The following is a 12,673-nucleotide window of genomic DNA, read 5'->3' as shown; positions in this document are numbered from 1 at the left end:
CGTTTCAGATTGCTCTGAAACGGCCCCTGACCTGCGACTCTTTCGAGTCGGGACGACAGGATTTGAACCTGCGACCCCTTGACCCCCAGTCAAGTGCGCTACCAAGCTGCGCCACGTCCCGGTGCTCGTTCGCCGCGGGGATTCCCGCGTCGGCGTGCAGGAGAACATTACCTCACTCCGCGGGGGGAGATCGCACACCGGTGGGTGGGGGCGGAGAATGGCGGGATGAGCGGGGAAGCGAGACGGGTGGGGCGGGACCGGGACGCGGCGGGGCGGGCGCGGAGCGCGCGGCCCCGGGACGGGCTCGGGCGGCCGTTGCCGTACGGGGTCGCGGGGGTGGAGCGGCAGCCCGAGGGGGTGGTGCGGGGGCCGGCGGAGACGGTGCGGGAGGCGCAGCGGCTGCTGGACGCGGGGATGCCGTTCCACGCGCACGAGGTGTTCGAGGACGCGTGGAAGTCGGGGCCGGAGGGTGAGCGGGAGCTGTGGCAGGGGCTCGCGCAGCTGGCCGTGGGGCTGACGCACGCCGCCCGGGGGAACGCGACGGGCGGAGCGCGGCTGCTGCGGCGCGGGGCCGGGCGGATCGCGGGGTACGCGGACGGGGGCGGCGAGGCGTACGGGGTGGACGTCGCGGGGCTCGTGGCGTGGGCCGGGGCGCTGGCCGGGCGGGTGGAGCGGGCGGGCGGCGGTGTTCCCGACGCCGCCGGGGAGGCGCCCCGGCTGACCCGTCCCTAGCCGGTCAGTTCCGCCTCCAGGACCGTGGTGTGGCTGGTCTCCGGGTGTCGGGTGGCCGTCAGGAGGGTGATCGTGCGCGTCCGTGCGAGGGTGCGGAGGCGGTCCAGGGAGGCGGCGGCTTCGGGGGCCGCGAGTTCGGCCTCGTAACGGCGGCGGAACTCGTCGTAGTCGCCTTCGCCGGGGCCGTGGTACCAGCGGCGGAGTTCGGTGGACGGGGTGAGGGCCTTCGGCCATTCGTCGATGTGGGCGTCGGCCTTGGCGAGGCCGCGCGGCCAGAGGCGGTCGACGAGGACCCTGACCCCGTCGTCGGGGGACGGGGGGTCGTAGACGCGGCGGACGCGGACGCCGGGGGTGGTGGCGGGCATGGTCCCAGGGTGCGGGAGCCCGGCGCGCGTCACCCGTCGACGCGCAGGACGGGCAGCAGGACGGCGTCGACGAACGCGCGGGCGGCGGAGTCGTCGGGGAAGCGGTCCTCCAGGAGCCGCTCGATGCGGAGCAGGCCCATGAAGCTGGGGGCGACGAAGGCGATGGCCGGGTTGTCGGCGGCGACCTCGCCGCGCTCGACGGCGCGCTGCACGACGGCGTCGATGGCGGCGACCTCGGGGGCGATGACGGTCTCGCGCAGGGCGGTGCGCAGGTCGGGGTGCTGGAGGTACGCCTGGGCGACGGCCTCCATCAGTTCGGTGTCGCGCTCGTGGCGGGTGGAGGCGATGCGGGCCGCCTCGTGGAGGTCGCCGGCGAGGCTGCCGGTGTCGATGCCGGTGAAGATCGCGCAGCGGCGGGCGGCGAGGGCCGCGGTGACGAGCTGCGGTTTGGTGCCCCACTGCCGGTAGAGCGTGGCCTTGCCGCACTTGGTGCGGGCCGCGACGCCCTCCATGGTCACCGCGTCGTAGCCGCCTTCGCGCAGCAGGCAGAGCACGGCCTCGTACAGCTCCGTCTCGCGCTCCGGCGTGATCTTGCTGCGGCGGGCGGCGGCGGTGGCGGCCTGTGTGGACATCGGTCCCTCCCGGATCCCTCCGGGGCTCTGCGCGCGGGGCGAGAGCACCCTTCCTCTGCACATACGAGAGTAGGGGGTGCACAATCGAGACGCAAACGTATCGAGACGCTTGCGTCTCGATGAAATCGGATCTACAGTTCCTCCGTTTGTTGCATTTTTGACCGATTGTCGGAGGGGAAGTGCCGCGCCATGGCTACCCGGATACGCGGGACCCTCGGGCTCCGGCCCGGCTCCCGGGAGGAGGGCGGACGACCGCCGCTCCTGCGCGAGCTGCTGCTCGTCACCGGGCTCTTCCTCGTCTACAAGGTCGGCCGGCTCGCCGCGAACGGGCATGAGACCCGCGCGTTCCACAACGCCGACCGCGTGTGGGACGCCGAGCGCGCCCTCCACCTCCCCGGCGAGGGCACGATCCAGCAGCTCCTGCTGCACGGCGAGCCGCTGATCCGGGTCGCGAACACCTACTACGCGGCCGTGCACTTCCCGGCCACGATCGCCTTCCTCGCCTGGCTGTACTGGCGCCGGCCCGCGCACTACCCGTGGGCGCGGCGGGTCCTGGCGCTGGTCACCGGCGCCGCCCTGGCGCTGCACATCCTGCTGCCGCTCGCGCCGCCGCGGATGCTCGCCGCCACCGGTCTGGTGGACACCGCACGGGTCTACGGCCCGTCCGTGTACGGCGCCGCTCCGGAGGCGGACTCGATGGCGAACCAGTTCGCCGCGATGCCGTCGCTGCACTTCGGCTGGGCGCTGATGGTCGCGATCGGCCTGATCGCCGCGACCCGCTCCCCGCTGCGCTGGTGGTGGCTGCTGCACCCGGCGCTGACGCTGCTGGTGATCGTCGGCACGGCCAACCACTACTGGCTGGACGCCGCCGTCGCCGCGGTACTGCTGGGCCTGGCGCTGCTCGCCGTTCCGAAGCCGGTCCGGCCGGTCGGGCCGGTCCGGTCGGCCACGGCCCCGGCCCCGGCCCCGCCCCCGGCCACGGCCCCGGCCACGGCACCGGCCGCGTCCACGGCCGCGCCGCCCGCCGAAGCCTCCGCCGAGCCCACCGCCCCCTCCGCCGACGCCTCCGCCGAGCCCGCCGCCGTGCCACGCGCGCGGTCCGCCGCCGGGGCCGTACCGGCCGGGGTGCCGCGATGAGCAGCGTCGCCGGCACCGTGCTCGCGGTGCTCCTCTCCCTCGTCTCCGCCGCCGGGTACGCGCTCGCCGCCGTCGCCCAGGCCCGGCTCGCCGCCGCCCCCTCCGCCCCGTCGGGGCGCGGGGCGCTGCGGGCGCTGCTGGCGCGCGGCCAGTGGTGGTGGGCGGTCGGGCTCAACGCCGCCGGCGCCCTCGCCCACGTGGCCGCGCTCCACTACGGCCCCCTGACGCTGGTGCAGCCGCTCGGCGCGCTGACCCTCGTGGCGGCGCTGCCGCTGGGCGCGTACACCGCCCGGCGGCGGGTGACCCGTACCGAGTGGCGGGGCGCGCTGTGGACCCTGGCGGGTCTGGTGGGGCTGGTCGCGGTCACCGGGCCGGCCGAGCCCGGCGAGGCGCTGAGCCTGCGCGAGTCCCTGGTGGTCGCGGCCGCGACGGCGCTGCTGATCGCGGCGCTCGCGGGCGCCGGGCGCCGGGGTGGGGACGTGCGGGGCAACGGGCTCGGGCACGCCACCGCCTCCGGAGTGGCCTCCGGGGTCGCGTCGGCGCTCACCCAGACCCTGACCGCCGCGCTGGCGGTGGGCCTGCCGGGCGGGCAGCCGTCCTGGTGGCAGACCGCGCTGCTGGCCGTGCTGATCTCGGCCTTCGCCATGGGCGGGCTGCTCCTCTCGCAGACCGCCTACCGGGGCGGGCTCGCCGCCCCGCTGGCGGTGGTGAACCTGTCGAACCCGGCCGCCGCCGCCGTCATCGGCGTGGCGCTGCTCGGCGAGACCTTCCGCGCGGGCGTCTGGGGCTGGCTGGTCGCCGCCGGGGCGGCGCTGGTCGCGGCCCGGGGCGTCGTCCTGCTGACCACGGGCGGGCCGGTGGCCGCGGCTCCGCCCGCGGAGCCCGTGGAGCCGGTCCGCGTGCCGGCGCCGGCCGGACCCGCCGAGCCGGCGGCGGCGGGCCTGGCCGAGTCGCTGGGCGGGGCGCTCGGGCCCGTGCCGGAGACGGAGCCCGCCCGCTGAACCGGCCCCCCGAAACCCCCTTTGCGTCACCTTGACGAGAACCGGAACCCCGTTCTATCGTCGCCATGACGACAAGGGGGTTCTCTCATGGCCGACATCACCCGGCGGGCCGGCTGGCGCCATCTCCGCTCCGCGCCCACCGCCCACATCCGCCACCAGAAGCGCGGCCGGCTGGCGCACGACGGCGCCGGGCTCAGCTTCTGGTTCCGGCCGCTCAGCGCGGCGCTCTCCGAGGTGCCGGTGGACGACCGGGAGCTCGCGATGGCCTTCCACGCCCGCACCGCGGACTTCCAGGACGTGAGCGTGCAGTCCACCGTCACGTACCGGATCGGGGACCCCGCGACCGCCGCCGCCCGGCTCGACTTCTCCATCGACCCCGACACCGGCGCCTGGCGCGGCACCCCGCTGGAGCAGATCGCGACCCTGCTGACCGAGACCGCCCAGCAGCACGCGCTCGACGTGCTCGCCCGGACCTCGCTCGCGCAGGCGCTGGTGGACGGCGTGGCGGCGGTACGGGACCGGATCACGGACGGGCTCGCCGCCGAGCCGCGGCTGCCGGCCACCGGGATCGAGGTGGTCGCCGTCCGCGTGGTCGCGATCCGCCCCGAGCCCGAGGTCGAGCGGGCCCTGCGCACCCCCGCCCGCGAGCAGATCCAGCAGGAGGCCGACCGGGCCACCTACGAGCGGCGCGCGGTCGCCGTCGAGCGCGAGCGGACGATCGCGGAGAACGAGCTGGCCAGCAAGATCGAGCTGGCCCGGCAGGAGGAACGGCTCGTCGAGCAGCGCGGCACCAACGCGCGCCGCGAGGCGGAGGAGTCCGCCGCCGCCGACGCGGTACGGGCGGAGGCCGAGGCCGTGCGGAAGGTGCGGCTCGCCAAGGCCGAGGCGGAGGCGGCGCGCGAGGTCGGCGAGGCCCGGGCCGCCGCGCAGACGGCGTGGCTCCAGGCGCACGCCGCCGCGGATCCGGCCGTCCTGCACGCCCTCGCCCTCACCCGGGCCGCCGAACAGCTGCCCAGGATCCAGCACCTCACCCTCACCCCCGACGTCCTGACCGGCCTCCTCGCGAAGCTCGGCGACGGCGGCAGCGGCGGGGCGGGCGCGTGAGCCTCGCCCCCCGGGCGGTCCTCGTGCACCGCAGGACGGAGTACGAGGAGCTGCTCGCCCGGCACGGGACGCACGGCCAGGCCGCGTTCTTCCTGGCGGCGCGGGGCCGCTCCGTCGACGAGGTGCGGGAGCGGCACGAGCGCACCCGCCGGGCGCTCGCGGAGGTGGCCGGCGCGGTGCCGCTGACCTGGCGGCAGACCCGGGTGGAACGCGCCGATCTGGACCGCTTCCTCTTCGGTCCCGAGGACGTGGTCGTGGTGGTCGGGCAGGACGGGCTGGTCGCCAACACCGCCAAGTACCTGGCCGGCCAGCCCGTCGTGGGCATCGACGCCGACCCGGGGCGCAACGCGGGCGTGCTGGTCCGGCACCGGCCGGCGGACGCGCGGCGGCTGCTGCCGTACGCGGCGGGGCCGGGCGTCGCGGCCGACGAGCTCACCATGGTCGCGGCGGCCACCGACGACGGGCAGCGGCTGCTCGCCCTCAACGAGATCTACGTGGGTCCGCCGGGCCACCAGACCGCCCGCTACACCCTCGGCACGGACACCGGCGACACGGCGGACGGCGCGGGGTCCGAGGCGCAGGCGTCGTCGGGGGTGCTGGCCGGCACCGGCACCGGGGCCACCGGCTGGCTCCGGTCGCTCTGGCAGCAGCGCTCCAGCGCGCTCGCCCTGCCGGGGCCGGCGGAGCCGCGCCTCGCCTGGTTCGTCCGCGAGGCGTGGCCGTCGCCGACCACCGGGACGAGCCGGGTCGAAGGCGTCCTCGGCCCCGCCCAGGGCCTCCGGCTCACCGTCGAGTCCGACCGTCTGGTCGCCTTCGGCGACGGCGTCGAGTCCGACGCGCTCGATCTGACCTGGGGCCAGACCGTCCGCCTCGCCGTCGCGGACACCCGCCTCCGGCTGGTGGACTGAGGCCCGCGGCGGCCCGGTCCCGGAGTCGGCCGGAATCGTTCGGCGCACGCCGGAGGGCGGGCCAGGAGGCGCTAGGGTGAGGCGCTTTGACCGATTTGGTGTGCGGTGTCGGCCTGTCGTGCGGCCTTCCGGTGCGTACGGGACGGAGTGCCGGTGCGTACGGAAACGGCCTGCCGGTGCGTTACGGGCCCGGCCTGCCGGTACGTACGAACACGGCCTTCCGGTCCGTACGGATCCGGGGGGGCCGGTGACGGCCGCCCCCTCCCCCGCCTCCCCGAAGGAACGCCCGTGACCACGCTCTCCCCCGGTTCGCTCGTCGTCGCCCGCGCCACCCGTGCCGAGTGGGAGCTCGTCCGGGCCTGGGCCGCCGAGGAGGGGTGGAATCCCGGACGGGCCGACGGCGACGCCTTCTTCGCACAGGATCCGGACGGATTCTTCCTGGGGCGGATCGACGGCGAGCCGGCCACCGCCGTCGCCGTGGTGACCTACGGGGACGCCTACGCCTTCCTGGGCTTCTACCTCGTCCGGCCCGAACTGCGCGGGCGGGGCCTCGGGCTGGCCACCTGGCGAGCCGGACTCGCGCACGCGGGCGCGCGGACGGTGGGGCTCGACGGGGTGCCGGCCCAGCAGGACAACTACCGGCGCTCCGGATTCGTCCTCTCCCACCGCACCGCCCGCTATGTCGGAGAAGTCCCGTCCCCCGAGCGTCCGGCGACCGGGGTCGTCCCGGCCGGGACGGTCGATCCGGCCCTCCTCGCCGCGTACGACTCGGCCTGCCACCACGCCGAGCGGCCCCGCTTCCTGGCCGCCTGGCTGTCGACCCCGGGCCACCGGGCCCTGGCCAGGGTGGTCGACGGCCGGGTGACCGGTTTCGGCGTCGTCCGGCCCTCGCAGGACGAGGCGCGCGTGGGGCCGCTGTTCGCGGACGGCCCGGCGGACGCGGCGGCGCTGCTCGACGCACTCGCCGAGGCGGCCCGGGAGTTCGGCGCGCGGTCGATCGCCGTCGACATGCCCGAGACCAACCCGGCGGCGGCCCGGCTCGCGGAGGAGCGCGGGCTCACGCCGACCTTCGAGACGGCCCGGATGTACACCGGCCCGGTGCGACCGGTCGCGGCGGACCGCGTCTTCGGCGTCACGACCCTCGAACTCGGCTGAGGGCCGACCCCTTCCGGACACCACCGTCCCCCGGCCCCTTTCCGACCCGCTCCAAACCCCGCGCGCCCCTCGGGCGTCCGCCGGCGCCTCGACGTGCCCGTGAGCGGGTCGGATCCGGCCGCTTCCACCCCCGGAACGGCCGCGCGCACCCTCCCGCGCCCTCCCGCGCGTCCCCTCCTCGGCCCCCTCCCCCCGGCCCGCTGAGGGACCCCCTCCCCACCGGTGAGGGGTGACAAGGGTTTTCCCCGTATCGCGTTCACCTCCCCGTTCCCTACTGTCCTCCGCACCGGCGGATAACATCCCCCACATCGCACCTGACAGGTGCATGCGGGGAGACCACCGCCGGGGACGGCCTTGACCCGGGCCGTCGGCGCCGGTGGCGGCGCACGGGCCCCCCAGCCCAGGGACCACGGACGCGACCCCACTTCGCCCCGCGACTCCCGCGCCGCCGCCACTGCTCCGCACCTACGTCGTACTTGAAAGGGCCAACCACTTTGAACGGTTCCAGGCGGAGAGTCATATCCGTGGTCGCCACCGCCGCGATCATCGGTGCCGCTGCCACCACCACCGGGGCGTTCGCCGCCGCCCCGGCCGCACCCACCCCGAAGCCGGCCCCGGCTTCGCAGGCGATGCGGGCGCTCCCCAGCGCCCCGGTCGAGAAGGTCATCGTCACCTACAAGAGCCAGGCCGCCGAGGCCGGTTCCAACACGGCCGCGAAGACCGACGCCGCCGAGAAGGCCGCCAAGACGGGCGAGGAGCTCGCCTTCGAGCGCCGCCTGGCCGGCGGCGCCGCCCTGGTCGACCTGGGCGACTCGGCGACCCCGCAGGACGTGAACGAGGTCATGGCCGCCTTCCGCGCCGACCCGTCCGTCGCCACCGTCGAGCCGGACATCCGCGCCTACGCGATGGCCGCCACGCCGAACGACACCGACTACGCCAAGCAGTGGGACCTCTTCGAGGCCACCGGCGGCATGAACGTTCCCCCGGCCTGGGACAAGACGACCGGCTCCGGCGTCACCGTCGCCGTCATCGACACCGGCTACGCGGCCCACACGGACCTCGCGTCCAACGTGGTCTCCGGCTACGACTTCATCTCCACCTCCGCCGACGCCCGCGACGGCAACGGCCGCGACGCGGACGCCAAGGACGAGGGCGACTGGAACGCCACCGACGGCGAGTGCGGCACCGGCTCCAAGGCGTCGACCTCCTCCTGGCACGGCACCCACGTGGCCGGCACCATCGGCGCCGTCACGAACAACACCAAGGGCATCGCGGGCATCGCGTACAACGCGAAGATCCAGCCCGTGCGGGTGCTCGGCAAGTGCGGCGGCTCGTCCTCCGACATCGCCGACGCCATCACCTGGGCCTCCGGCGGCACCGTCCCGGGCGTCCCGGCCAACCCGACGCCGGCCAAGGTCATCAACCTGAGCCTCGGCGGCGCCAGCTCCTCCTGCCCGAGCGTCTACCAGACCGCGATCAACGGCGCCGTCTCGCGCGGTACCACCGTCGTCGTCGCCGCGGGCAACAGCAACGCCAACACCTCCGGCTTCACGCCCGCGAACTGCTCGAACGTCATCACCGTGGCGTCGACCAACCGCGCCGGCTCCCGGTCGTACTACTCCAACTACGGCACCCTCGTGGACGTGTCCGCCCCCGGCGGCGAGACCCGCAACGCCACGGACGCGCCCGGCACCGTCACCACCCCCGAGAACGCGATCTACTCCACGCTGAACTCGGGCACGACGACCCAGTCGACGGAGAACTACAAGCCCTACCAGGGCACCTCCATGGCCGCGCCGCACATCGCCGGCCTCGCCGCCCTCCTGAAGTCGGCCAAGAGCACCCTCACCCCGGCCGAGATCGAGTCGGCGATCAAGACCAACGCCCGCCCGCTGCCCGGCACCTGCTCCGGCGGCTGCGGCACCGGCATCGCCGACACGGCCAAGACCGTGGACGCGGTCACCGGCACCACCCAGCCCGGCACCGTCTTCACGAACGCCGACAACGTGACGATCGCCGACAACACCACCGTGTCGTCCTCGATCGCCGTCACCGGCCGCACCGGCAACGCCCCCGCCGCCCTCAAGGTCGGCGTGGACATCAAGCACACCTGGCGCGGGGACCTGGTCATCGACCTGGTCGCCCCCGACGGCACGGTGCGCAACCTGAAGGCGTCCTCCTCCTCGGACAGCGCCGACAACGTCCTCACGACGTACACGGTCGACGCCTCCAGCGAGGTCGCCAACGGCACCTGGAAGCTCCAGGTCCGCGATGTGGCCTCGGGTGACACCGGCTACATCGACTCCTGGTCGCTCACCTTCTGATCCACCGCTCCACCGAACCAACACCACCCCCCACACCAGCATCACCGCTGGTCAGCGGCGCCCTCGTGGTCTATACCACGGGGGCGTCGCCGGGTTCGGGCGCCGGTCGCGCGCGGCACCCGGTGTCCGTATGCCGGACAAGGGACCTGGACGGGGCCGGTGGGCTCCGTATCCTCTGCGCAGGGCTCATGGGCGGGGCCCACGGGCGGAGGTGACGACCAGGTGACGACGGTTCCGCACGGCTCCCTGCCCGCACGCTCCCCCGGCTCGGCCGGACCGGCCGCCCCGGTGGGCCGCGAGGAGCTGCTCACCCGCCTCGAATCCGTCCTGCACGCCCGCGGCCGCGCCCTGCTCACGGGGCCCGCCGGCGTCGGCAAGACCGAGGTCGCGCTGGCCGCCGCCGCCCGGGCCGAGGCCCGCGGCGAGACCGTGCTGTGGCTCGCCGCCCTCCCCGCCGACCGGGCGATACCCGGCGCCGCCGCGGCCGCGCTGGTGGCCTCGGTGGCGGCCACCGCCGCCTGGCCGGGACCGCGCACCGAACCCGCCCCCACCGGGGAGGACGGACCGCACGGCCCCGCCGGCAGCGTCCTCGACGCCCCCGGCGCCCTGCCCGCCGGGGTCTCCGCCTCCGGCGTCTTCGACGACCTGCCGGGACCGCAGCGCACCGCCGTCGCCATGCTCTGCCGCGAGGCGCCCCTCCAGGAGGGCGGCTGGGACCCGATCGCCCTGCGCCTGGGCATCGCCCGCATCCTGCGCGCGCTGACCTCCCGGGGGCCGGTGCTGCTCGTCGTCGACGGCGCCGAGTTCCTCGACGCCGACAGCACCGATCTGCTCCGCTTCGCGCTCCACCTCGCCCCGCCGTCGCTGCGGGTCGTCGCGGTCGAGACCCCGGAGCCGTACGGGGACACCCACCGCGCCGACGGGCGGGAGCCCGGCACCGGCGCCGCCGGCCGGCCGCACGCCGGGCACTCCGCGCACCTGTGGGTGCCGTCCGAGGCCGATCTGCTGCTCGTCCCGCCGCTCCAGGCCGACGAGATCGCCGAACTCCTCATCCACCACCGGCTGCCGTCCCGGATGGCCGGCCGCATCCACCGCGCCAGCGGCGGCAATCCCCGGCTCGCGCTCGCCGTCGGCCGCTCCCTCGCCGACGCCCGCACCCCCGTGCACCACGCCGAGGCGCTGACCCTCTCCGGCCGGGCCCGGGACCTCGCCCGCCAGCTCCTGGGCGCCGCTCCCCCGCCGGTCCGGGCCACCCTGCTGCTGGCAGCGCTCGCGCTGCGCCCCTCGGCGACGCTGGTCCGGCGGGCCGGACGGCCCGACGCGGAGGCCGACCTCGCGGCGGCCGAACGCGCCGGCCTGGTCTCGCTCGCCGAGGACGGCTCGCTCGTCTTCACCGCCGGGCTGCTGCCGTCCACCCTGGTGCACGACGCCAGCTGGACGGAGCGCAGCGCCGGTCACGCGGCGCTCGCGGAGGTCGTGGACGACCCGGTCGAGGCGGTACGCCACCGGGCGCTCGCCACCGACCGGCCGGACGAGGAGCTGGCCGCCGAGGTCGCGGCCGCCGCGGAGGCCGCCCGGCGGCGCGGCAACAACGCGCTCGCCGCCGAACTGGCCCTGCTGGCCGCCGAGTCGACGCCCGGCCGGGACGGCGTGCGGCGGATCGCCCGGCTGGTGGACGCGGCCGAGGAGGCGGCCCGGGCCGCCCGGGCCGACCTGGCGATGCGGGCCGCGACGGACCTGCTCGCCCGGGACGCGTCCCCCGCCGACCGGGTGCGGGCCCGCCTCGCGGTCCTGGACACCGCCGGCCAGGGCCTGACCGACCTCGACGACATGTACGTGCACGCCATGGAGGACTCGGAGGGCGAGACGGCGCTGCGGGCCGCCGTCCAGCTCCGGCTGGCCGTCAAGTACGTGCTGGCGGACGGCGATCCGGAGCGGTCCCGGACGGCGGCGATGGAGTCGGCGGCGCTGGCCTCGTCCGTGGGCGACCCGCGCACGGCCGCCCAGGCGCTGACCGTGCAGGCCCGGATGGAGCGGGCGCTGGGATCGGCCGAGGCCGAACCGGTCCTCGCCCGGGCGCGGGAGCTGGAGCTCGCCGAGCGGCCGCTGGGCATCCGCAACGCCGCCCAGATCCTGACGATCCGTCACGCCCTTTTCGACGACCGGCTGACGGACGCGCGGGACGAGCTGAACGCGCTGCTGCCGCTGGTGCAGCGGCGCGGCTCCGTCGAGGACGCCATCGAGCTGTTCCGCACGCTCGCGGAGATCGAGTCGCGGATCGGCGCGTGCGCGGCGGCGCTGGCGCACGCGGGCCAGTCGCTGGCGCTCACCCTGGAGGCGGGTCTGTCGCCGGGCCCCGCCTGGTACGCGCTGGCGCTCGCCGAGACCGCGGGCGGCAGTCTGGGCCGGGCCGCGAGCTACGCGCGGCGCAGCGTCCAGGCGTCGGAGGAGGAGGGCGACCGGGTCTTCCTCTCGCGCAGCCAGTACGCGCTGGGCCGGGTGCAGCTGGTCAACGGCGACGTGGCGGCGGCCCTGGAGACGCTGCGGCGGGTGCAGGCCGACGAGCGGGCGCAGTCGACGGTGGACCCGTCGATGCTGCGCTGGCACGAGGAGCTGGCGGAGGCGCTGCTGGCGCACGACGCGGTCGAGGAGGCCCTGGCACTGCTCGCGGAGGTGCGGCCGGTGGCCGAACGGCTGGGCCGCTCCACGGTGTTGCTGGGGTGCGACCGGGCGCAGGCGCTGTGTCTGGCGGCGGAGGGGCGGACGGACGAGGCGGCGGAGCTGCTGACCCGGACGGCCTGCCGGTTCGCCGAGGCGGGGCTGCCGCTGGAGCAGGGCCGGGCGCTGATGGCGCTGGCTCGGGTGGAGCGGAAGCGGCGGCGGCGGTCGGCGGCGCAGGCGGCGCTGCACGGGGCGGCCACGGTCTTCGAGCGGGCGGGGGCGGCGCCGTGGCTGGCGCTGGCCACGGAGGCGCCGGCGGGCGAGCTGCCCGGGGCCGCGCCGGGCGGCGACGAGGCGCCGACGGCGCTGGCGTCGCTGACGGAGGCGGAGCTGCGGCTGGCCCGGCTCGTGGGCCAGGGCGCCTCGAACCAGGAGGCGGCGGCGAAGCTGTTCCTGAGCGTGAAGACGGTGGAGGCGCGGCTGACCCGCATCTACCAGAAGCTGGACGTGCGCTCCCGCGCCCAGCTGGCGACGGGGGGGGGGCCCGCGGGCGGGGGCCCCCGCGACCGGGGGCCCGCCCCCGGGGCCCCGCTCCCGGGCCCTCTTTTCACTCGACTCCGGAAGCTAGCGTCGTTCATGGCACCCTCCCTGGGC

At 76.2% G+C, this 12,673-nt stretch carries 10 protein-coding genes and 1 tRNA gene; 8 read left to right on the top strand and 3 right to left on the bottom strand.

The window, feature by feature from the left end:
- Positions 1 to 47 precede the first annotated feature (47 nt).
- Positions 48 to 121 (bottom strand) — tRNA-Pro (locus ACFW1I_RS31845).
- 104 nt (positions 122 to 225) lie between these two features.
- On the opposite strand from ACFW1I_RS31845, the gene ACFW1I_RS31840 reads away from it, so the two are divergent.
- On the top strand, positions 226 to 732 hold the full coding sequence (locus ACFW1I_RS31840) for a DUF309 domain-containing protein (protein ID WP_384676441.1): 507 nt from the start codon (positions 226 to 228) through the stop codon (positions 730 to 732).
- On the opposite strand, the gene ACFW1I_RS31835 is transcribed toward ACFW1I_RS31840, so the two are convergent.
- Both ACFW1I_RS31835 and ACFW1I_RS31830 read right to left on the bottom strand, forming a co-directional pair.
- On the bottom strand, positions 729 to 1,097 hold the full coding sequence (locus ACFW1I_RS31835; protein WP_384676439.1) for a DUF488 domain-containing protein: 369 nt from the start codon (positions 1,095 to 1,097) through the stop codon (positions 729 to 731). The genes ACFW1I_RS31840 and ACFW1I_RS31835 overlap by 4 nt on opposite strands.
- Positions 1,098 to 1,126: 29 nt before the next feature.
- Complete coding sequence (locus ACFW1I_RS31830) at positions 1,127 to 1,729, bottom strand: TetR/AcrR family transcriptional regulator (RefSeq protein ID WP_384676437.1); 603 nt, start codon at positions 1,727 to 1,729, stop codon at positions 1,127 to 1,129.
- A gap of 189 nt (positions 1,730 to 1,918) precedes the next feature.
- On the opposite strand from ACFW1I_RS31830, the gene ACFW1I_RS31825 reads away from it, so the two are divergent.
- From ACFW1I_RS31825 to ACFW1I_RS31795, 7 genes are all read left to right on the top strand, one after another.
- Complete coding sequence (locus tag ACFW1I_RS31825; protein ID WP_384676435.1) at positions 1,919 to 2,866, top strand: phosphatase PAP2 family protein; 948 nt, start codon at positions 1,919 to 1,921, stop codon at positions 2,864 to 2,866.
- Entirely contained in the window at positions 2,863 to 3,867 is a 1,005-nt protein-coding gene (locus ACFW1I_RS31820; protein ID WP_384676433.1) for a DMT family transporter, read from the top strand. The genes ACFW1I_RS31825 and ACFW1I_RS31820 overlap by 4 nt, the downstream gene beginning before the upstream one ends.
- A gap of 87 nt (positions 3,868 to 3,954) precedes the next feature.
- Complete coding sequence (locus tag ACFW1I_RS31815; protein WP_384676431.1) at positions 3,955 to 4,971, top strand: SPFH domain-containing protein; 1,017 nt, start codon at positions 3,955 to 3,957, stop codon at positions 4,969 to 4,971.
- A complete protein-coding gene (locus tag ACFW1I_RS31810) occupies positions 4,968 to 5,879 on the top strand; it encodes a hypothetical protein (protein WP_384676430.1) in 912 nt (303 codons plus the stop codon). Before ACFW1I_RS31815 ends, ACFW1I_RS31810 begins: the two co-directional genes overlap by 4 nt.
- A 288-nt stretch (positions 5,880 to 6,167) precedes the next feature.
- A complete protein-coding gene (locus ACFW1I_RS31805; protein WP_384676428.1) occupies positions 6,168 to 7,034 on the top strand; it encodes a GNAT family N-acetyltransferase in 867 nt (288 codons plus the stop codon).
- A 629-nt stretch (positions 7,035 to 7,663) separates the two neighbouring features.
- Entirely contained in the window at positions 7,664 to 9,358 is a 1,695-nt protein-coding gene (locus ACFW1I_RS31800; protein ID WP_384676445.1) for a S8 family serine peptidase, read from the top strand.
- Between the two features lie 222 nt (positions 9,359 to 9,580).
- The coding region (locus tag ACFW1I_RS31795; protein WP_384676426.1) for an AAA family ATPase at positions 9,581 to 12,673 on the top strand (3,093 nt) is incomplete at its 3' end.

It is taken from the genome of Streptomyces sp. NPDC058955 (genome assembly GCF_042741435.1).
In the GTDB taxonomy this organism is placed as follows: Bacteria; Actinomycetota; Actinomycetes; order Streptomycetales; family Streptomycetaceae; genus Streptomyces.
The sequence above is the reverse complement of the archived record's forward strand: the minus strand, read 5'-3'. Positions and strand labels throughout refer to the sequence as shown.

Bases quoted from the DNA above. Each gene is read 5' to 3' on its own strand.
- ACFW1I_RS31840 (WP_384676441.1), top strand. From the start codon at position 226: ATGAGCGGGGAAGCGAGACGGGTGGGGCGGGACCGGGACGCGGCGGGG.
- ACFW1I_RS31835 (WP_384676439.1), bottom strand. From the start codon at position 1,097: ATGCCCGCCACCACCCCCGGCGTCCGCGTCCGCCGCGTCTACGACCCC.
- ACFW1I_RS31830 (WP_384676437.1), bottom strand. From the start codon at position 1,729: ATGTCCACACAGGCCGCCACCGCCGCCGCCCGCCGCAGCAAGATCACG.
- ACFW1I_RS31825 (WP_384676435.1), top strand. From the start codon at position 1,919: ATGGCTACCCGGATACGCGGGACCCTCGGGCTCCGGCCCGGCTCCCGG.
- ACFW1I_RS31820 (WP_384676433.1), top strand. From the start codon at position 2,863: ATGAGCAGCGTCGCCGGCACCGTGCTCGCGGTGCTCCTCTCCCTCGTC.
- ACFW1I_RS31815 (WP_384676431.1), top strand. From the start codon at position 3,955: ATGGCCGACATCACCCGGCGGGCCGGCTGGCGCCATCTCCGCTCCGCG.
- ACFW1I_RS31800 (WP_384676445.1), top strand. From the start codon at position 7,664: ATGCGGGCGCTCCCCAGCGCCCCGGTCGAGAAGGTCATCGTCACCTAC.